This is a genomic window from Erwinia sp. AnSW2-5, assembly GCF_045107195.1.
Taxonomy (GTDB): domain Bacteria; phylum Pseudomonadota; class Gammaproteobacteria; order Enterobacterales; family Enterobacteriaceae; genus Erwinia.
This window is the reverse complement of record NZ_JBJGXA010000005.1, coordinates 261,633-282,321: the sequence shown is the minus strand read 5'-3', so window position 1 is coordinate 282,321 and position 20,689 is coordinate 261,633. Positions and strand designations below refer to the sequence as shown.

Here is a 20,689-nt window from a genome sequence, read left to right as displayed (position 1 = left end):
TTGCCGTGGAGCGGTTAATCGCGTAAAACTATCTGCCGCTCTTAGGCCACGAAAACGTTGAAATTATGTTCCAGGATAACCCGCTGCTCGCGCAGCTTAAAGAGAAACTCCACTCCCAGACGCCGCGTGTTGAGGGTGTGGTAAAAGGCACTGAAAAAGGTTTCGGCTTCCTGGAAGTCGATGCACAGAAAAGCTACTTTATTCCGCCACCGTTCATGAAAAAAGTCATGCACGGCGACCGCGTTAGTGCCGTGATTCAGACCGACAAAGATCGTGAAGTTGCCGACCCTGAAACATTAATTGACCCCTTCCTGACCCGTTTTGTTGGCCGCGTTCAGAAGAAAGACGATCGCCTGTCGATTGTTCCTGATCATCCGCTGCTGAGAGACGCCATTCAGTGCCGTCCTGACCGTAATGTGAAGCATGACTTCCAGGCCGGTGACTGGGCTGTGGCGGAGATGCGCCGTCATCCGCTCAAAGGCGATCGCGGTTTTTATGCCGAACTGACCGAATTTATTACCACTGCGGATGACCATCTGGCGCCGTGGTGGGTCACGCTGTCTCGCCATAACCTGGAGCGTGAAGCACCGGATGTGGCAACGCCGGAAGAGATGCTGGACGAGCAGCTGGAGCGTGAAGACCTCACTGCCCTGGCCTTCGTCACCATCGACAGCGCCAGCACCGAAGATATGGACGATGCGCTGTATGTGGAAGAAACCGCCGATGGCGCGCTGAAACTGACCGTCGCGATTGCCGATCCAACGGCCTATGTGCCTGCTGACAGCAAACTCGATGCGGTTGCCGCTGAGCGTTCGTTCACCAACTATCTGCCGGGCTTTAACATTCCGATGCTGCCACGCCAGCTGTCTGATGACATCTGTTCGCTGCGCCCGAATGAGCGCCGCCCTGTGCTGGCCTGCCGCGTGACCATTGCCGCTGACGGAACGCCGGGTGAAGACATTCAGTTCTTCGCGGCCTGGATTGAGTCTAAATCCAAGCTGGCGTACGACAATGTCTCTGACTGGCTGGAAACCAACGAGTCGAGTGAATGGCAGCCGGAAAGCGACGCGATTGCACAACAGATTCGTCTGCTGCACCGCCTGTGCCTGGCACGTAGCGAATGGCGTCAAACCCATGCGCTGGTCTTCAAAGACCGCCCTGATTTCCGCTTCCTGTTGGGCGAGAAAGGCGAAGTGCTGGATATCATTGCCGAGCATCGTCGCATTGCTAACCGCATCGTTGAAGAGTCGATGATCCTGGCCAACATCTGCGCTGCCGCCGTGCTGCGTGACAAGCTGGGCTTCGGGATCTACAACGTGCACCTTGGTTTCGACGATGTGAATGCCGAACAGGCTGCGGCCGTGCTGGCGAACCACGGTGTGACGGCTGTTCCAGCTGCGATTGCAACGCTGGAAGGCTTCCGCACGCTGCGCCGCGAGCTGGATACGCTGCCGACGCAGTTCCTCGACAGCCGTATTCGTCGCTTCCAGTCATTTGCGGAAGTCAGCACCACGCCAGGACCGCACTTCGGCCTCGGTCTGGATGCTTACGCAACCTGGACCTCTCCGATCCGTAAGTATGGCGATATGGTTAACCACCGCCTGCTGAAATCGATCATCAAAGGAGAAGCGGCCAGCCGCCCTGCCGATGATGTCACGGTGAAGATGAGCGAACGCCGCCGTCAGAACCGTATGGCAGAGCGCGATGTCGGAGACTGGTTGTACTCGCGTTTCCTGCAGAAATCCGTTGGCACTGACCAGCGTTTCAGCGCGGAAGTGATCGATGTTTCCCGTGGCGGTATGCGTGTACGCCTCCAGGAAAACGGCGCGGTTGCCTTTGTCCCTGCCCCGTTCATCCACGCGGTGCGTGATGAGCTGGTGTGCAGCAACGAGAATGGCACCGTGCAGATCAAAGGCGATGAGGCTTACCGCGTCACCGACCTGATCGAAGTGACTATCGCCGAAGTGCGTATGGAAACTCGCAGCGTCGTGGCACGACCGGTCGTCTGATTGTCTTCAACGGGATAGCCTGGCGGCTATCCCGCATTTTCTGCTGTGACTACACGTCCTCTTCCTGACGAAAAAATCTCCTGCGCCTCGCACACCTTACCACCCTGGCTGCGCTGACAGGCACTACCATTGAAAGTGCCAGTCAGGCGATCAATAACTGGGGCTGTGTGTTAACCGCCATCGTGCGCGATGTCGGCGAGACGTAGGTGGCGCAACGACCTTACTGATGGCAGCACTGTTTGCCATCCGACGCACGTTGCACAGCGATTTGCCAACGGTACGGGAAAGCCCGGCAATACTGCGCGACGAAAAAGTCAATATCTGATGAATAATCTACGGACAGTAAAGTGTTTTAAACGCAACCATCTTAAAAGATATTTTCCAGACAAAGCAGCATCCTTAGTCAAATTACCCTGCTAATACACCTATCCGATAGCCATACAGGGGAATTTTATGCTGAAAATTTATTCTCACCGAAAAAATATATTGTCTTCGTATCTTGTGATTCTGCTGCTTGCCGAATACTGTTGCTAAAATAAGAAGATACCACCTGCAAAGTAGCACCAAGGGAGACAAAAATGACCGATGAACAGGGGCAGACGCTACTGTATGCATATTTTGGCACCAGTAGCCCTCATTGGCGTTTATCCTCCGACAGCGATGCGCTGCATTTTGCCGAAGACGAAGGCGGCGAAACTAACATCGCCGTCCCGCTCACGCCTCCGCAAGCCAGCCTGCTTCGCAATATGACGGTAATCACCAGCAGCGTGAATCTCACCATCACGCTGTACGGTAATACACTGTCCATGCATCTGGTCGGCAGGAAAGTCTCCCAGATTGCCTGGGCAGGAACCGCATCAGCCTGGGGAGACACCTCCTCAGTCGCCCGCGATTTGGTGCTGGGCCTGTCTTTTGCAGAACAGGTGGTATCTGAAGCTAATTCCGTCATTGTGATCGTCGATCAGCAGGGGCGAATTCAGCGGTTTAACCGCCTGAGTGAAGAGTACACCGGCCTTAAAGAGCAGGAAGTGATCGGCCGTAATGTGTTTCAGCTGTTTATGTCACGCCAGGAAGCGGCGGCCTCACGACGCAATATCAGCACGTTTTTCCGTGAAGGCAGCTCCTATGAGGTTGAGCGCTGGATCAAAACGAAGAAAGGCCAACGTCTGTTCCTGTTCCGCAATAAATTCGTCCACAGCGGCAGCGGAAAAAATGAGATCTACCTGATTTGCTCCGGCACGGATATTACCGAAGAGCGCCGCGCCCAGGAGCGTCTGCGCGTGCTGGCCAATACCGATACCATTACCGGCCTGCCGAACCGCAATGCCATTAATCACGAAATCACCGAAGCACTGGAAAAACGCGCTAACCAGCAGATTGGCGTGGTCTACCTTGACCTCGACAACTTCAAAAAAGTGAATGATGCCTACGGACACATGTTCGGCGACCAGCTGTTACAGGCCGTTTCTCTCGCGATTTTAAGCTGCCTTGATACAGATCAGACGCTGGCGCGCCTCGGCGGCGATGAGTTTATTGTTCTGGCCGAAGAGACCAGCCAGGCCGCACTGGAAGCGATGTCGTCACGTATTCTGGAACGCCTGAAACAGCCATTCCGTATCGGTTTGATCGAGGTCTATTCGGGATGCTCAATCGGTATTGCCCTCGCCCCGCAGCACGGCGAAGATCGTGAAAGTTTGATCCGCAATGCCGATACCGCCATGTACACGGCCAAAGAGAACGGGCGCGGTAAATTCTGCATTTTCTCAGCCGAAATGAATCAACGGGTGTTTGAATATCTCTGGCTCGACACTAACCTGCGCAAAGCGCTGGAGCATCATCAGCTGGTGCTTTACTACCAGCCGAAACTGAATGCCGATGGCACGGTCACCAGCGTGGAAGCCCTGGTGCGCTGGATGTCGCCAGAGCGTGGGCTGGTGTCGCCGGACAGTTTTATTGCCTATGCCGAAGAGTCAGGATTGATCATCCCGCTGGGCCGCTGGGTGATGTTGAGCGTGCTGGAGCAAATTCTACACTGGCGCAAACAGGGCATTGACCTGCGAGTGGCAGTGAATGTGTCGCCGCGTCAGCTGATTGACCAGAGCATCTACACCGACCTGAAACTCGCCCTGGAGCAAGCGGGGCTGGAGACCTGCCCGATTGATATTGAGCTGACTGAAAGCTGCCTGATTGAGAATGAAGAACAGGCGCTGGCATTGATGAAACAGTTCCAAACGCTGGGTGCAGCGGTACATTTGGATGATTTCGGTACGGGTTACTCTTCACTCTCGCAGCTGGCGCGCGTGCCGATCGATGCGATTAAGCTCGACCAGAGCTTTATCCGTGGCGTGAATGAGCAGGTGGTGTCTCAGTCCCTGGTCAGGGCGATTGTTGCCGTTGCCAAGGCGCTGAGCTTACAGGTGATTGCAGAAGGGATTGAGACGGAAGAAGAAGGAGAATTTGTCATGGCGAATGGTGTGGATACCCGCCAGGGCTTCCTCTATGCGAAGCCAATGCCCGCTGACGAACTCGAGCACTGGCTTACGCAGCATCATGCCATTACCACTTCCTGACTAGATGATCAGCCCGCTTTCAGCAATGACTGCGCGCTGTGGCGGTTTTGCAGCTGAACTAAACGCTCCATATAGGCGATATCTTTCGGCTCCATGGTAAAGGCGAAATCAACCCAGTCTTCCGTGATATCCATCAGTTCTGCGCGCGTCAGCTGAAGCACCCGCTGACGGGCTTTCAGCATGGCTCTCACCCCGTTCAATTTCGGTTTCAGGGTATCAATAAACGTACGTGTGCAGCGATAGCCTTCTCCCGGCTGGAACAGGCGATCCACCAGGCCGCGCGTTTCAAACCATTCTGCGGTATGCGACTCCCCTTCACAGATCAGCTCCTCTGCCAGTTTCATGCCGGAACGGCGTGCCACCAGCGAGTAACCGCCCATGCCAGGGAACAGGTTAAAAGCAATTTCCGGGAAACCCATACGGGCGGTGTTTTGGGCCAGGATGAAGTGATGCGCCAGCGCGGCTTCAAATCCACCGCCCAGCGCGCTCCCTTCCACCATCGCGATGGTGACAGCCCCCGTATCGAAGCCACGCGCAGCCGCATGAATGCAGTCCACGCAGGCACGAGCATAAGCCCGAAGGGCTTCGCGACGACCATTTTTAATCGATTCGACAAAGAAACGCAGATCGCCTCCGGCATTAAACATGGTCGGCACCAGCGAACCGGTGACCCAAAAATCGATCTTCAAACCGGAACGCTGGGCAGCGTAGCTGAGGTTCATGATCTCCTCGATCAGCTGATGATTAAAACTCGGGCGAGGTTGAGCGCGTAGCATCATCCACATGGTGCGACGCTCTTCTTCATAATAGGCGGAGAGCTGCGTCATTTGTCCAGCTTCGTTGAACAAGCGGCAGGTAGTCTGATTTATAACGGTCATCGTATTATCCTCTGTTTGGTTATGCGTACTTCGCAGCTCCAGCCTAATCCAGAGTGTCACCATGCTAAACGGGTGTTTGATTTTTAAGATAAAATAACCGAATTCCGCACGAAAGGTCGGCGTCGCTAAACGTAATCGGAAGCGTTGAATTGACGGGCTAACAGGAGAGAAATGCAGAAGAATAATAACCAAATACTCAAGCGCGGCAGGACAATTGATAAGGAAAATCTTAATATGGCGCCGTGATAACCCGGCGCCTGCTGCTGACGTTAGCGGCTATTTCTGGCCGTAATAGGCATTTTTGCCATGTTTTCGCAGATAGTGTTTATCCAGCAATACCTGCTGGACTGCTGGCAGCTGCGGTGTCAGTTGCTGACTGAAAATACCCATATAGGCCACCTCTTCCAGCACAACAGCGCTGTGGACCGCCTCTTCCGCGCTGCGGCCCCAGGCAAACGGCCCGTGCGAGTTCACCAGCACAGCGGGGATCGCCAGGGGATCAATATTGCGCTGTTGCAGCGTTTCAATAATCACCTGCCCGGTTTGCCACTCGTAACGCTCAAGAATTTCATCATCGCGCATAGGACGCGTGCAGGGGATGGCGCCATAGAAGTCATCGGCGTGTGTCGTGCCCCAGGCGGGGAGATCTTTGCCGGCCTGCGCCCAGATTGTCGCATGACGCGAATGGGTATGGACGATACCGCCAATCTCTGGCCAGGCGAGATAGAGTGCGCGATGCGTGTCGGTATCCGATGAGGGGCGTTTGTCCCCTTCTATCACTTCCCCGGACTCCAGCGCCACGACGACCATGTCGTCCCGCTTCATGTCCTCATAGCTGACGCCTGAAGGCTTTATCACCATCAGACCCTGTTGGCGATCGATGGCACTGACGTTTCCCCAGGTGAACGTCACCAGTCCGTAGCGCGGCAACGCCAGATTGGCGTCCAGTACCTGCTGCTTCAATTGTTCCAGCATGTTGTTTTCCCCCTTGTGGCTGCTGATTTATTGTCAGCGCCAGGGGGCGATCGGGGTATGGAGACATTCGCTGGATCAACGGCTGAATCCGGCTGTTCAGCTGGTTTTGAGAGATCAGACTGGCTGAATAGACACGAGAAATTAAGAGTTTTTACCTGTTAATACATCCGGTAATCATTGAAAATAGGTCACATAAATTAACCTGGGTGATAGTGAGCTATCTAAGCATTCAGGTATGCCGTTGCTGACCCCAGATGTAACCCAGACCTTTTAGGCGATTTTTTATACTGCTTTTTGCCTGTTCAGTGACAGAAGTCACCTGAAAAGGCGATGGATTCGGGTCGGGATTACAGAGCGTCCTCTATAATGTAGAGGTATCTCGTCGCTGTTCTTTAGGAGAGTCATTATGTCTATCACTGCAAAACGTATCACCGCCGCCGTGCTGGCTGCAACCTTAGTTCTTTCTCTGAGCGCTTGCTCAAACTGGTCTAAACGCGATCGAAATACGGCGATTGGCGCTGGTGCTGGCGCAATTGGCGGTTCTATTCTGACAAACGGAAGTGGATTAGGCACCCTGGGTGGCGCCGCTGTTGGCGGGATCATCGGACATCAGATCGACAAATAATAAAGCAGCCTGTCGCGGGCCGAACACAGTTCGGCCCATGATAGTAGTACTGTGTCAGCCTCCGGCCAGTTTGACCTTAAAGCCTTTCGCCTCCAGCAGGGTTTTTAACAGGTCACGTTTATCGCCCTGAATCTCAATCACCCCGTCTTTCAACGCGCCGCCACAGCCACATTTTTTCTTCAGTTCGGCCGTCAGCTTGTTCAATTCAGCATCATCCAGATCGACACCGCTAATCAGACAAACCCCTTTGCCTTTGCGGCCGCTGGTCTGCCGCTGAATACGCACAATGCCATCGCCTTTTGGCCGCTGCACGATAACTTTTGGCTCATCAATGCGCCCGGTTTCAGTGGAATACACCAGGCGGCTGTTGTCATCGGCCATGATTATGCCTCTTGCAGGGAACGAAGGATGTCACGCAGTGTACCTGCGGGATCGGCTGATTGCGTAATCGGACGCCCGATCACCATATAATCCACCCCAGCCTGTTTCGCCTGCTGTGGCGTCATGATGCGGCGCTGATCGCCTGCATCGCTGCCTTCCGGGCGGATACCTGGTGTCACCAGACGGAAGTCCTGCCCGATTGTCTGTTTGAAATGACGGGCTTCCTGCGCGGAGCAGACCACACCATCCAGACCACACTGATGTGTCAGACGTGCCAGTCGTTCGGCCTGCTCTGCCGGGGAGAGTGCGATCCCCAGACCACGTAAATCATCGGCATCCATGCTGGTCAGTACCGTGACCGCAATCAGCAGAGGCGCATCGTTGCCAAACGGCAGTAACGCTTCACGCGCTGCGCTCATCATCCGCGCCCCGCCGCTGGCATGGACGTTTACCATCCATACGCCGAGGTCGGCAGCTGCTGCCACCGCATGAGCGGTCGTATTGGGGATATCATGAAATTTCAGATCGAGGAACACGTCAAAGCCACGCTGTTGCAGATCGCGCACCCACTGCGGGCCAAACAGGGTAAACATCTCTTTGCCGACTTTAAGACGGCAGCTGGCCGGGTCAATCTGATCAATAAACGCCAGAGCGCGATTGCGGTCCGCATAATCTAACGCCACCACAATCGGTGAGCCGGTAACCTGAGGTGAAAGCATGGATTGACCCTCTTTGAGTGGAGCACCGCACGGCGCAAACGATAAACGGCATGCATTCTACCTGCGACGCAGGCAAATGCACAGTTAAGCTGTTGGGAATTATCGTTATCAATAGAGGAAAAAGCGTGACAGGACGGGCAACAGAAGCAGATGGCTCAATCAGCGCGCACAGCTTCCGTTCATCAAGGCACTTTCACCACAGCGTCGGCCGTTAGCCATCTGGCACATGCCCACCGAGCTGCCATCCAACTGACGCGATAACGCCAGCGAACCGCCCGCATTGGCACAGGCACTTTCAGCCATCTCGGCCATCACCACCCGGGCTGGCACATGGGCTGCTGTCGCCTGTTGCGTTGGCTCATTATCACTGTCGCTACTACAGGCTGACAGGAATAACGTGGCTGCCGCCAGCAAAAATGTCGCTGCTTTCATTAGGTCAGGCTCCGGGTGAGTGTAGGTTGGAATGCGAGGGCCAGCATAAGCTACGTTGCACATCAGGTCGATAGCTGTCACGGATTTTTACAAAATCATTCTGATGGAAATATCAATAGCACGACGTCTTAATTTATTGCCGCACCCGGTGAAATGCCGTGAGGCCTGAAAAGATCATGTCAAAACCGCCTAATCATGCCAGGCTTACAGGCTGTTAAATTCTGGTGGTGGGATAGCATTCCGTTATCGACGCCGCCGTTTGACGTTTCTAAAGGAGAGACAGATGTCTGATACACCGATTTTGATCGTTGCCACTTTTGCTGCTGCAACAGGTAAAGGCAATGCGTTGTATGAAGTGCTGAACCGCTGCGTGGCGCCGAGCCGCCTTGAGGAAGGAAACGTACATTACGATCTGTATCGTAGCGTTGAGAACAGCGATCTGTTCCTGTTCCACGAAACCTGGAAAAGCGCGGCGGCTATTGAACTGCATGAAACGCAGCCCCACTTTAAAGCGCTGCTGGCGGGCGTTGACGGTCTGCTGGCAGCACCGCCGGTGATTACGAAGATCTAAATTGTGTTAGCGGGCTGACCGAAACAGAAGGTCAGCCCCTTGAGCAGAGATGAGGACCGTTATTTTAATAAACGCGCCCGGCACGACTTCCCTTTGATTTTCACGTCTTTCAGCTGCCCCATCACCTGACGCGCCTGCGACAGACGGATAGCGACGTACGCCAGCGTTGGACCGATATCAATTTTCCCGACCTGATCGCCAGTCAGCCCGCCGTCACCGGTCAATGCGCCGAGAATATCGCCCGGACGAATTTTGGCTTTACGCCCGCCGTCCAGACTCACAGTTACCATCTCTGCCGGTAACGGCTTCGCCGCAACAGACTTCAGCTCGGACACATTGCGCCAGGCCAGTTTCTGTTGCAGATAATCTTCCAGCGCATGGGCACGGATCATCTCATCCTGCGCCACGAAGCTGACAGCGCAGCCCTCCTCTCCGGCACGGGCAGTACGGCCAATGCGGTGAACATGGACTTCAGGGTCAAACGACAGCTGGTAGTTCACCACCATCGCCAGCGACTTGATATCCAGACCACGCGCGGCAACATCGGTCGCCACCAGCACGCGGCAGCTGCCGTTAGCGAAACGAATCAGCACCTGATCGCGGTCACGCTGCTCAAGGTCGCCATGCAGTGCCAGCGCACTGATATTACCCGCTTCCAGCGCATGGGCGATATCATCACATTCGCGTTTAGTGTTGCAGAACACCACGCAGGATGCGGGCTGACGCTCGCTGAGCAGGCCAATCAGCGCCGTCAGTTTCTCACGCGGGCCGGCTTCATAGAATGTTTGCTCAATTTTCGGCAAATCGGACACATCGCCCGTTTCCACCGTCAGCGGGTCACGCTGAATGCTCTGGCTGATCTGGGCAATGCCCTGCGGCCAGGTGGCCGAAAACAGCAGCGTCTGACGCGCCTGCGGACAATGGCGAATGATGCTGTCGATGTCTTCGCGGAAACCCATTTCCAGCATGCGGTCGGCTTCATCCAGCACCAGCGTATTGATGCCGTCCAGCTTCAGGGTTTCGCGCTTCAGATGGTCAAGAATACGACCCGGCGTGCCCACCACGATTTGCGGTGCATGCACCAGGGAATCACGCTGTGCGCTCAGCGGTTGGCCGCCACACAAGGTGAGAATTTTAATATTGGCGGTGAAGCGCGCCAGACGGCGCAGCTCTTTGGCAACCTGGTCGGCCAACTCGCGGGTCGGGCACAGCACCAGCGCCTGAGTGACGTACTGGCTGGCATCCACGCGGTGCATCACACCCAGACCAAAGGCGGCGGTTTTGCCACTGCCCGTTTTCGCCTGAGCGCGAACATCCCGCCCTTCGAGAATAGCGGGCAGCGCTTCAGCCTGAACCGGCGTCATGTCTAGATAGCCCAGTTCATTCAGGTTTTCGATCTGGCTGGCAGGGAGTTGTGTCAGGGTAGAAAAAGCAGTCACGGAAGAGTTCTCTGGTAAAAACGGACAGGATTATTGGCGCAGAGTGTAGCAGAAAACCGCCGGGGCGGGGAGAAAAGCGCTGGCGGTAGTGCCACACAGCGCTGTGTGTTGTGTCGTCTGACTAAGATAAAGCCAATGCGATTAACAGCCAAAAAATCAGGCAGGCCGCCACCATCGCAATCCAGGTATTTCTCCGGGTCCATTTCATAGATATTCCTTCTCCTTACTTTCGTTCTTAATTCCACCACGCGTGTACAAGGTGGGATTAATCCGAAATTCTCGGTGGTTATTATAGTCAATCAAGGCCCCGGGTGTCGCCTGTTTATTATGAGGTTACCCGCGCCTGGAAACGGCCCTGAGCAAAACAGGGGGAACATAAGCGATAAAAATTTGATGTAAGTACTGAAAGGATTAACGGCGGGAAACGCAAAAACTTAAGGGCTTTTGGAAAATCCAGAATATTCTTAGGTGGGATGGTTAACTGCGCCCGTGCGTCACACACACCGGGGCAGTTAACCGACGACACAGGCACTGATTGCCTGCGTCAGACGTCAGAGATTGGCAACATCAATATAGAGGGATTTATCAATGTTGGTTGACGACACGGTGGCCTCGGTAAAGGCATACTCCGCCCTGTCACCGCTACGATCCAGCGGTAATGCCTCAAAATCGAACAGGTTTTTGTCTGCTAACTGGCTTGGGCTGATATTTTGTATCGACTTAAATACGCTATCGACACGGCCCGGCGTCTTTTTATCCCATTCCATCAGCATCGCCTTGATGGCCTGGCGCTGCAGATTTTCCTGCGAGCCGCAAAGATTACACGGGATGATCGGGAATGCTTTGTATTCTGACCAGGCAATCAGATCTTTTTCCCGGCAGTACGCCAGCGGTCGGATCACCACATTACGCCCGTCATCAGACCGTAGCTTAGGCGGCATCGCTTTCATTTTCGCGCCGTGGAACATGTTAAGGAACAACGTCTCAACGATGTCATCCATATGGTGGCCCAGCGCGATTTTGGTTGCGCCAATCTTCTCGGCGAAGGAATAGAGCGTGCCACGACGCAGACGCGAGCATAAACCACAGGTGGTTTTTCCTTCCGGCACTTTCTCTTTAACTACCGAATAGGTGTCTTTATCCACAATGTAATAAGGGATATTTAAGCTATCGAGATAGGCGGGCAGAATGTGTTCTGGAAACCCGGGCTGCTTCTGATCGAGATTGACGGCAATAATCTCAAATTTGATCGGCGCCACTTTTTGCAGACCGAGAAGAATATCCAGCATGGCGAACGAATCTTTGCCCCCGCTCATACAGGCCATTACAACATCGTTGTCTTCAATCATGTTGTAATCGGTGATGGCAGTGCCAACATTTCTTCTCAGACGTTTCTGGAGTTTATTAATCTCCAGGGTTTCTTTTCTTACATCCACTTGATTCATAAATACTTCTCTGGGCCCTGGGAGCTTTATCGCGATGTGTTTTAGCTGACTCTTTAAAGGGGTATTATACGGAAGTTTCCCAGGGCCCTGCTATCAATTTTTCCCGACCAGATATTTTATTGCAGATGCAGATGCAGATGCAGATGCGGTAGCGGATCAATAATCGGGTCAGGATCGATTGGCGGCGGGTCGGGTAACGGTTGCGGTACAGGAATGGGACCAGGAACGGGCGCCGGGTCGCTGAGTGGTTCCGATGAGCGAATAGCCCTGATGCGGTCAACAGGCATACCTTCCTCCTCAAACATTGTATGAACATTAAGCGTAGGACATCTGACCGCGCTGGCAAACGCGCAAAAAAAAAGCCGGCGGATAGCCGGCGTCGTACGAATCAAATGTGCTATGCATTAATTCAAAAAAGGAAGTAAGACAATATGGAGCGCAACGCCCATCGCTTGACGTTGCATTCACCTGCGGGAAAGAGTTTGCCCTGGACCACAGGGATATTTATTGATGTCGATCAGCTTTCAGCCCATTTCCCGTGTCTCTTACGCAAGAATTGTCATTTTTCACAACCATTTACGTTTCCGTAACCACCAGGCAACCCCGGTAACCAGAAGCGTCAACAGCAGGCAGAAGGTCGCAAAACCATAGTGCCACTCACCACCGGGGATCCCCCCCAGATTGACGCCAAACAACCCGGTCAGGAAGGTGGTCGGCAGGAAAACCATCGCCAGCAGCGACATGGTATAAGTACGGCGGTTCATCGCGTCTGCCATTACCGTGCTGATCTCATCCGCCAGCACGCCCGTGCGTGAGACGCTGGCATCCAGGTCATCCAGTCCGCGCCCCAGGCGGTCAGAAATATCCTGCATACGGCGACGATCGTCATCGCTCATCCACGGCAAACGCTCGCTGGCAATACGTGAAAAAACGTCGCGCTGCGGTGCCATGTAGCGGCGCATAATAATCAGTTGCTTACGGATCAGGGCCAGCTCACCGCGTGGCGGCACCTGCTGATCGACCACCGCATCTTCCAGGTCGATGATCTTATCGTGCAGCTCTTCGATAAACTCGCTGGTGTGGTCGGTGAGCGCATCGCAAACATCCACCAGCCAGCTGCCACCGTCGACCGGGCCGTTGCCATTTTTGAGATCGGTCAGCACTTCATCAATAGCAAACACTTTGCGCTGCCGGGTAGAGACAATCAGTTTCTCGTTGATAAAGACGCGGATCACCACCAGCTGTTCCGGCCGCGACTCGCTGTTGAGATTGATGCTACGCAGAGTGATCATGGTGCCATCACCCAGCCGGTTAACGCGTGGACGCATACTGTCGCCGCCCAGCGCATCACGCACCGCATCGGGCAGCAGCGGGGTCGATACCAGCCAGTCAGCGCTTTCACGGTGGGTATAATTCAGGTGCAGCCAGCACGGCTTGTCACACGTCAGCACATCGCTGTCGTCAATCGGGATTAACCCGCCCTTTCCATCTAACTGACAGGAAATAATCGCGTCAGACACCTGCAATGATTTACCAGCAATAACATCCACTTTTGCGTCGCCCTCAACAGAATCAATACGATGCAGTCTAGCCTGTGCTGCCGCGCTTGCCTAATCTGAGCCGTGTCCTGAACGTTAAAAATCGTGACAATCTGCAAGCAAACTGCCGGATAAAAGTCGATCCCGGTCACGAAAACCACTTATTCCAACCCTTGCCTATTGCCAACCCCCGGCGAGTAAGGAAATATCGCTGCAACAAAAACAGGATTGCTACTGATTTTCAGGCAAAACCTAAACTGCTTTTCACGCCCGTTCGGCGATGTTGAAGCAGTTTAGGTTTTTTTTTGGCCTGAATTCAGCAACGGCCCGATGACGCATGACGTATACCCAAAATAATTCAAGGTGCAGGAAGGCGGCAAATAAGTGAATCCCGATGAGCTTACTGAAGTAAGTGATTCGGGTGAACGAAAACAGCCAACACACCTGCAACCTGAAGTATGAAGGGGATAGATGTCGAAACCAGGAGCATAAAATGAAGTACCAGGTTTTATCAGAAGAGATCCTGCAAGGGGTAGGCGGCAAAGAGAACATCAATTCGGTGATGCATTGCGCTACGCGTCTGCGTTTTAAACTTAAAGACACCCGCAAAGCCGACACCGCCGCGCTGAAAGCCAACGCTGGCGTGATCATGGTGGTGGAAAGCGGGGGTCAGTATCAGGTGGTGATTGGAAACCACGTCAGCGAGGTCTATCAGGATCTGCTCACCACGGCGGGACTGGGGGATGACAGCAACAACAGTCACGCGGGCGATGATAAAGGTTCACTGTTTGCCCGCTTTATTGACATTGTTTCCGGTATCTTCACCCCGTTTGTCGGCATCATGGCCGCCTCCGGTATCCTTAAAGGACTGCTCTCTCTGGCGCTGGCCTGCGGCCTGACCACTGAAACCACCGGCACTTACATTACGCTTTCGGCGGCCGGTGATGCCGTCTTCTACTTCCTGCCGATTTTGCTCGGTTTCAGCGCGGGCAAGAAATTTGGCGGTAACGCCTTTACCACCATGATTATCGGTGCGGCACTGGTCCACCCGATGATGATGGCGGCCTTTACGGCTTCACAGGCGGGCAGCCCGCCGCTGCACTTCTTCGGCATTCCGATGATCCTGATTAACTACAGCTCATCCGTGATCCCGATTATCTTCGCGGCCTGGTTCTCCTGCCTGATTGAGCGCGTGGTGCATAACCGCCTGCCGGGCGCCGTGCGTAACTTCACCACCCCGCTGATCTGCCTGGCGATTGTGGTTCCCGTCACCTTTATGCTGATTGGCCCGGTGGCCACCTGGGTTAGCGAACTGCTGGCGGCGGGCTATCTCCATGCCTACAGCTTCAGCCCGACCTTTGCCGGTGCCTTTATGGGTGCATTCTGGCAGGTGTGCGTGATCTTCGGTCTGCACTGGGGCCTTGTTCCTATCATGCTGAACAACCTCGCCGTACATGGCGCGGACACCCTGCTCCCTCTGCTGATGCCAGCCGTTCTCGGCCAGGCCGGGGCGACGCTGGGCGTGCTGCTGCGTACCCGTGATGTAAAACTGAAAGGGATCGCGGCTTCGGCCTTCAGTGCCAGCCTGTTTGGTATCACTGAACCTGCGGTTTATGGCGTCACGCTGCCGAACCGCCGTCCGTTTATCTTCGGTTGTATTGGTGGTGCGCTGGGTGCTGCGGTGCTCGGTTTCTACCACACCACCAGCTACTCCTTCGGTTTACCGTCGGTCTTTACCTTTAGCCAGGTGGTTCCAAAAACCGGATTTGATGCCAGCGTGGTTGCCGCGATTGCCGGTGCGCTGATTGCCTTTCTCTTTGCGGCCGTGACCACGTCACTGTTTGGTCTGACTGCGGCGAAACCGGCAGCCGCTGAAGCCGCCGCACCCGTGGCACCGATGGCAGTCATCAATCCCGATCTGCTGCACAAAGAGACGCTGGTCAGCCCAATGAGCGGGGCTGTCGTGGCGCTGGACCAGGTGCCGGATGAGACCTTTGCCAGCGGTCTCCTCGGAAAAGGTATCGGTATTCAGCCCAGTGTTGGCCGCGTCGTTTCCCCGGTTAACGGCACCGTTGCCTCGCTGTTCCGCACCCGCCACGCCATTGGTCTGGAAGCCGAAGACGGTTCAGAAGTGCTGATCCACGTTGGCATCGATACCGTCAAACTCGATGGGCTGCATTTTATCGCTCACGTCAGCCAGGACGACAAAGTACGCGTCGGTGACCTGCTGCTGGAATTCGATATCCCGGCGATTCAAGCGGCGGGATATGACCTCACCACTCCGGTGCTAATCAGTAACAGCGATGACTATATCGACGTGCTGGCCGCCAGCCAGCAAAGCGAGGTGGCCGCAGGTGAGCCACTGCTGACGCTGATTAAATAATCTTTCATAAGGAGATCAACATGACACAACGTTTCCCACAACATTTCCTCTGGGGCGGCGCAGTCGCCGCCAACCAGGTCGAAGGCGCATGGCAGACCGACGGTAAAGGCATTTCCACCTCGGATTTACAGCCGCACGGCATTTTTGGTGAGCGCGTGGAACGTCAGGAAGGTGATTTTGGCATCAAGGATGTGGCCATTGATTTCTATCACCGCTACCCGGAAGACATTAAGCTGTTTGCCGAAATGGGTTTCACCGTTCTGCGCACGTCGATTGCCTGGACGCGCATCTTCCCGGAAGGCGATGAAACACAGCCGAACGAAGCGGGCCTGGCGTTCTACGACCGTCTGTTTGACGAGATGGCGAAATACAATATCGCCCCGCTGGTGACCCTGTCCCACTATGAAATGCCTTACGGTTTAATTAAAAAGTATGGCGGCTGGGGCAACCGTAAAACCATCGACTGCTTCGTGAACTATGCCGAAACCGTGTTCACTCGCTATAAAGATAAGGTCAAGCACTGGCTGACCTTCAATGAAATCAATATGTCGCTGCATGCCCCTTTCACGGGCGTTGGTTTGCCGGAAGAGAGTGATAAGCAGGCGGTATATCAGGCGATCCACCATCAGCTGGTGGGCAGTGCGCGCGCGGTGAAAGCCTGCCACCAGATTATCCCGGATGCCAAAATCGGCAATATGCTGCTGGGTGCCATGCTGTACCCACTCAGCCCGCTGCCTGCCGATCTGCTGGAAACGCAGAAGCAGAACCGTGACTGGCTGTTCTTTGGTGACGTGCAGACGCGGGGTTACTACCCGGCCTACATGACGCGCTACTTTAAAGAGCATGGCATCGAGCTTGAGATCAGCGAACAGGATAAGAAAGACCTGCGCGAGCCGATCGACTTTATCTCGTTCAGCTATTACATGACCGGTTGTGTGACCACCAACGAGGAACAAAACAACAAAGCCCGCGCCAATATTCTGAATATGGTGCCAAACCCGCATCTGGCGAGTTCTGAGTGGGGCTGGCAGATTGACCCTGAAGGGCTGCGTTATCTGATGAACGAGCTGTACGATCGTTATCAGAAACCGCTGTTTATCGTCGAGAATGGTCTGGGTGCCCGCGATACTGTGGAAGCCGACGGCTCTATTAATGATGACTATCGCATCGCCTACCTGAACGATCACCTGGTGCAGGTGCGTGAAGCGATTGACGATGGCGTTGAAGTGCTCGGTTACACCTGCTGGGGTCCGATTGACCTGGTGAGCGCGTCAAAAGCGGAGTTCTCCAAACGTTACGGTTTTATTTACGTTGACCGTGACGATCAGGGCAACGGCACCCTCGCCCGCAGCCGTAAGAAGAGTTTCTTCTGGTATCAGAACGTGATTAAAACCCACGGCGAATCACTGAAGTAATCCCCCTTCGGGCAGTCTGACTGCCCTTTTATCCCCGCCCTGTGTCGATGCGTGCTATCGCGCAGGGCGTGGTTTTATCTGCAAACCTCTGGAGAGATTATGTTCAAACCGTTATTGATGGTGCTGGCATTGTCGTTTGCTGCCCCGCTGCTGGCCGCCACACCGGGGCACCCGCTGCCGTTCAAGCCCGATGTGGCGAAACAGGTGCGGGTGATTATCAGCAGCGATGCCAAAAATGAAGCGGATGATGACTTTGCCGTGGCGCATGCCCTGCTGACGCCAACATTTGATGTGCGCGGGCTGATTGCTGCCCACTACCAGCGCACGGCAACCATGATGAAGAAGTTTGATCCAACGGAACCAAAAAGTTATCAGGAATTGCAGCATCTGACCTCACTGATGCAGGCTTCCACCCCGGTCTGGCACGGTGCTCAGCATGAAATCAATCAGCAGACTCAACCGTTAAGTGAAGGTGCTGAAGGCATTATTCGCGAAGCCCTCAACGACGACAAACGCCCGCTGTTTGTGCTGGTCCTCGGCCCGGCCACCGATGTGGCGCTGGCATTGCAGGCACGGCCTGAGATTGCCAGCCGCTTAACCGTGGTGTGGATTGGTGGCAATCCGTATCCGAAAGGAGGCTGGGAATACAACCTGTATAACGACCCGCAGGCCGGACGCATTCTGTTCGCCTCGAAAGCGCCACTGTGGCAGGTGCCGCACAATGTTTATATGTCGATGCGCGTATCGCTGGCCGAACTGGCGGTCAAAGTGAAGCCGCAGGGGAAAACCGGGGAGTATCTCTGGCAGCAGATGCTGGAATTTAACGATTGGGCATCGGCCAATCTGAAAGGCATTCCCTGGCCGAAAAGTGAAGTCTGGGTACTGGGCGACAACCCGGCGATTGGCCTGCTGCTGGACGATCACGAATATCACTATACGATGGTGAAGGCACCCAAGCTGAATGATGACCTGACGTACGGCATTGATGAAAGCCATCGCGAAATTCGTGTCTATAACGCGATTGATGCGCGCTTTGTACTGGAAGATTTCTACGCCAAATTACAGCTGGCGTACGGTCAGTAAAATCAAGGGGCAAGCCTTTCCCGGCCTGCCCCTTATCGTTTACCCGACTGCTGCATAAAACGTTATTTCAGCCCACGGTTGTGCAGCATCGGCTCAATGGCCGGTTCCTGTCCACGCCAGTCATGATAGAGCTGCTTAAGGTCTTCACTGTTGCCGCGCGACAGCACTTTATCGCGGAACCGCTGACCATTTTCCCGCGTCAGCCCGCCGTGCTCCTCAAACCAGGCAAAGCCATCATCGGCCAGCATTTCGGTCCACAGATAGGCGTAATAGCCGGCGGCATAACCGTTGCCCCAGATATGCTGAAAATAACTGGAACGATAGCGCGGCGGTACGGCAGCCAGATGAATATGCTCTTTCTCCAGCGCCGCCTGTTCAAAGCGGTCGGCCTGTTGCAGCGGCTGCCCGTCACTCAGGCTGTGCCAGTGCAGATCCAGCAGCGCGGCGGCCAGCAGTTCGCTCATGTCATAGCCTTTATTAAAGGTGCTGGCACGCAGCATCTTTTCACGCAGTGCCGCAGGCATCGGCTCACCGCTCTGGTAATGGCGGGCAAAGTGGTTGAACACCTGAGCGTTGCTGGCCCAGTGCTCGTTAAACTGCGACGGAAACTCAACAAAATCACGCGGCGTTTCGGTGCCGGAGAGGCTCGGGTAACGCTGATCGGCAAACATACCGTGCAGCGCATGGCCGAACTCATGGAACATCGTGATCACATCATCCCATGACAACAGCGCAGGCTGCCCGGCCACCGGTTTGCTGTAGTTGGCGACGTTGTAAATCACCGGTTTTGTTCCCAAGAGCGTCGACTGTTCAACAAAGTTGCCCATCCAGGCACCACCGCCTTTATTATCGCGTTTGAACCAGTCGGCATAGAACAGCGCCAGCGAACTGCCGTCTTTATCCAGCACTTCATACACTTTCACATCCGGGTGATACACCGGGATATCCGGGCGCGGTTTAAAGGTGATGCCGTACAGCTGGGTGGCGGCATAAAACACGCCATTTTCCAGCACGTTGTTCAGTTCAAAATAGGGTTTAATCTGCGCTTCATCGAGGTCGTACTTCGCACGACGCACCTGCTCGGCATAGAACAGCCAGTCCCAGGGCGCCAGGGTAAAGCCGCCTTTCTGCTGGTCGATCACCGCCTGGATATCGTCCGCTTCACGCTGCGCCCGTGCGGTAGCGGCTGGCACAATCTGGCGCATAAAGTCAAAAGCGGCCTGCGGGGTTTTCGCCATCTGGTCCTGCAGTTTCCAGGCGGCGTAGCTGTCAAAGCCCAGCAGCTTCGCCTGCTGTGCGCGCACCTGCGCCAGGCGAACAATCACCTCGCGGGTATCATTGGCATCGCCTTTTTCGGCACGCGTCCAGCTGGCCGTAAAGAGCTTCTCACGAGTCGCCCGGTCCGTCAGGGTTTGCAGATCGGGCTGCTGCGTGGTGTTGTGCAGGGCCAGCAACCACTGATGGCTCAATCCGCGCGATCCCGCCGCTTCAGCCGCGCCCGCTATCTCTGCGTCACTTAATCCTGCCAGCGCCTGCGCATCGCTAAATACAACGCCTCCCGCTTTGGTGGCGGCCAGCAGGCGGTTGGTGAAACGCGTGCTGAGTGTGGCGGACTCCTGATTCAGGGCTTTCAGCGCGGTTTTGTCACTCTCCGTCAGGCGCGCCCCGGCCAGCACATACGCCTGCCAGGTGACTTCGACCAGGCGCAGCGACTCCGGGTCCAGCGCCAGCTGTTGCCGTTGCTGATAAACCGCATCCAGTCGGGCAAACAGCTTGCCGTTCAGCTTGATGTCATCATCCAGCGCGGCCAGCTTCGGTGACATCTCTTCGTCCAGCGCCTGAAGTTCATCGCTGGTGTTGCCCGAGGTCATGGCGCTGAACACATTGTTGACGCGTCGCAGGCTCTGCCCGCTCAGCTCCAGTGCCTCGAACGTATTTTTAAACGTTGGTGCGGCGGTGTTATCCGCAATGCGCGCAATCTCATCACGCTTTTCCACTATCGCCGCGATCAGCGCCGGGCGGTAATCTGCGGTGGTGATGTGGTCAAAAGGCGGTGCCTGGAAAGGCAGTGAACTGGTCTGACTGAAGGGGCTATTGTGCTGCGACGACATGTGACGACTCTCCTTTTGCGGCTCTGCCGCCCATGCGCTTTGTGCGCTGGCGGTCAGTGCAAGACTAATGGCCCAGACTAACGGTGCGATCTTCATTTCCCTGCTCCCATTCCCT

Annotated in this window: 17 protein-coding genes; 7 read left to right on the top strand and 10 right to left on the bottom strand. The window is 54.9% G+C overall.

What is annotated here, in order from left to right:
- Positions 1 to 65 precede the first annotated feature (65 nt).
- A complete protein-coding gene (locus ACFL9S_RS05775; protein ID WP_405260866.1) occupies positions 66 to 2,009 on the top strand; it encodes an exoribonuclease II in 1,944 nt (647 codons plus the stop codon).
- 578 nt (positions 2,010 to 2,587) lie between these two features.
- The gene (pdeR, locus tag ACFL9S_RS05770) at positions 2,588 to 4,579 is read left to right on the top strand and encodes a cyclic di-GMP phosphodiesterase (protein ID WP_405260865.1); all 1,992 of its coding nucleotides are present in this window, start codon (positions 2,588 to 2,590) and stop codon (positions 4,577 to 4,579) included.
- A gap of 8 nt (positions 4,580 to 4,587) precedes the next feature.
- On the opposite strand, the gene ACFL9S_RS05765 is transcribed toward pdeR, so the two are convergent.
- Both ACFL9S_RS05765 and araD read right to left on the bottom strand, forming a co-directional pair.
- Entirely contained in the window at positions 4,588 to 5,457 is an 870-nt protein-coding gene (locus tag ACFL9S_RS05765) for a crotonase/enoyl-CoA hydratase family protein (protein ID WP_405260864.1), read from the bottom strand.
- A gap of 276 nt (positions 5,458 to 5,733) precedes the next feature.
- Positions 5,734 to 6,432 carry an L-ribulose-5-phosphate 4-epimerase gene (gene araD, locus ACFL9S_RS05760; protein ID WP_405260863.1) on the bottom strand — a complete coding sequence of 233 codons (699 nt, stop codon included), beginning with the start codon at positions 6,430 to 6,432 and terminating at the stop codon, positions 5,734 to 5,736.
- A gap of 406 nt (positions 6,433 to 6,838) precedes the next feature.
- On the opposite strand from araD, the gene osmB reads away from it, so the two are divergent.
- Positions 6,839 to 7,057: an osmotically-inducible lipoprotein OsmB gene (gene osmB / locus ACFL9S_RS05755; RefSeq protein WP_405260862.1), complete on the top strand. Its 219-nt coding sequence runs from the start codon at positions 6,839 to 6,841 to the stop codon at positions 7,055 to 7,057.
- Positions 7,058 to 7,111: 54 nt separating this feature from the next.
- On the opposite strand, the gene yciH is transcribed toward osmB, so the two are convergent.
- The 3 genes from yciH to ACFL9S_RS05740 all read right to left on the bottom strand — a co-directional run bounded on the left by yciH (position 7,112) and on the right by ACFL9S_RS05740 (position 8,589).
- Entirely contained in the window at positions 7,112 to 7,438 is a 327-nt protein-coding gene (gene yciH, locus ACFL9S_RS05750; protein WP_405260861.1) for a stress response translation initiation inhibitor YciH, read from the bottom strand.
- A gap of 2 nt (positions 7,439 to 7,440) precedes the next feature.
- Positions 7,441 to 8,157, bottom strand: coding sequence for an orotidine-5'-phosphate decarboxylase (gene pyrF / locus ACFL9S_RS05745; RefSeq protein WP_405260860.1), 717 nt, complete (start codon positions 8,155 to 8,157; stop codon positions 7,441 to 7,443).
- A gap of 159 nt (positions 8,158 to 8,316) precedes the next feature.
- On the bottom strand, positions 8,317 to 8,589 hold the full coding sequence (locus tag ACFL9S_RS05740; protein WP_405260859.1) for a DUF333 domain-containing protein: 273 nt from the start codon (positions 8,587 to 8,589) through the stop codon (positions 8,317 to 8,319).
- A gap of 283 nt (positions 8,590 to 8,872) precedes the next feature.
- On the opposite strand from ACFL9S_RS05740, the gene ACFL9S_RS05735 reads away from it, so the two are divergent.
- Positions 8,873 to 9,160, top strand: coding sequence for a putative quinol monooxygenase (locus ACFL9S_RS05735; RefSeq protein ID WP_405260858.1), 288 nt, complete (start codon positions 8,873 to 8,875; stop codon positions 9,158 to 9,160).
- Positions 9,161 to 9,219: 59 nt separating this feature from the next.
- Here ACFL9S_RS05735 and dbpA read toward each other — a convergent pair whose 3' ends face one another.
- The 4 genes from dbpA to zntB all read right to left on the bottom strand — a co-directional run bounded on the left by dbpA (position 9,220) and on the right by zntB (position 13,594).
- On the bottom strand, positions 9,220 to 10,599 hold the full coding sequence (dbpA, locus tag ACFL9S_RS05730) for an ATP-dependent RNA helicase DbpA (RefSeq protein WP_405260857.1): 1,380 nt from the start codon (positions 10,597 to 10,599) through the stop codon (positions 9,220 to 9,222).
- 551 nt (positions 10,600 to 11,150) lie between these two features.
- The gene (gene ttcA / locus ACFL9S_RS05725) at positions 11,151 to 12,044 is read right to left on the bottom strand and encodes a tRNA 2-thiocytidine(32) synthetase TtcA (protein WP_405260856.1); all 894 of its coding nucleotides are present in this window, start codon (positions 12,042 to 12,044) and stop codon (positions 11,151 to 11,153) included.
- Positions 12,045 to 12,160: 116 nt separating this feature from the next.
- Positions 12,161 to 12,331 carry a hypothetical protein gene (locus tag ACFL9S_RS05720; protein ID WP_405260854.1) on the bottom strand — a complete coding sequence of 57 codons (171 nt, stop codon included), beginning with the start codon at positions 12,329 to 12,331 and terminating at the stop codon, positions 12,161 to 12,163.
- A gap of 279 nt (positions 12,332 to 12,610) precedes the next feature.
- Positions 12,611 to 13,594 carry a zinc transporter ZntB gene (gene zntB / locus ACFL9S_RS05715; RefSeq protein ID WP_405260853.1) on the bottom strand — a complete coding sequence of 328 codons (984 nt, stop codon included), beginning with the start codon at positions 13,592 to 13,594 and terminating at the stop codon, positions 12,611 to 12,613.
- Between the two features lie 481 nt (positions 13,595 to 14,075).
- On the opposite strand from zntB, the gene bglF reads away from it, so the two are divergent.
- The 3 genes from bglF (at position 14,076) to ACFL9S_RS05700 (ending at position 18,463) form a co-directional block, all read left to right on the top strand.
- Positions 14,076 to 15,965, top strand: a complete 1,890-nt coding sequence (bglF, locus tag ACFL9S_RS05710; RefSeq protein ID WP_405260852.1) for a PTS beta-glucoside transporter subunit IIABC — start codon at positions 14,076 to 14,078, stop codon at positions 15,963 to 15,965.
- Positions 15,966 to 15,985: 20 nt separating this feature from the next.
- Positions 15,986 to 17,380 carry a glycoside hydrolase family 1 protein gene (locus ACFL9S_RS05705; RefSeq protein ID WP_405260850.1) on the top strand — a complete coding sequence of 465 codons (1,395 nt, stop codon included), beginning with the start codon at positions 15,986 to 15,988 and terminating at the stop codon, positions 17,378 to 17,380.
- A 99-nt stretch (positions 17,381 to 17,479) separates the two neighbouring features.
- The gene (locus tag ACFL9S_RS05700; RefSeq protein ID WP_405260848.1) at positions 17,480 to 18,463 is read left to right on the top strand and encodes a nucleoside hydrolase; all 984 of its coding nucleotides are present in this window, start codon (positions 17,480 to 17,482) and stop codon (positions 18,461 to 18,463) included.
- Between the two features lie 62 nt (positions 18,464 to 18,525).
- On the opposite strand, the gene dcp is transcribed toward ACFL9S_RS05700, so the two are convergent.
- Entirely contained in the window at positions 18,526 to 20,670 is a 2,145-nt protein-coding gene (gene dcp, locus ACFL9S_RS05695) for a peptidyl-dipeptidase Dcp (protein WP_405260846.1), read from the bottom strand.
- Positions 20,671 to 20,689: the final 19 nt, after the last annotated feature.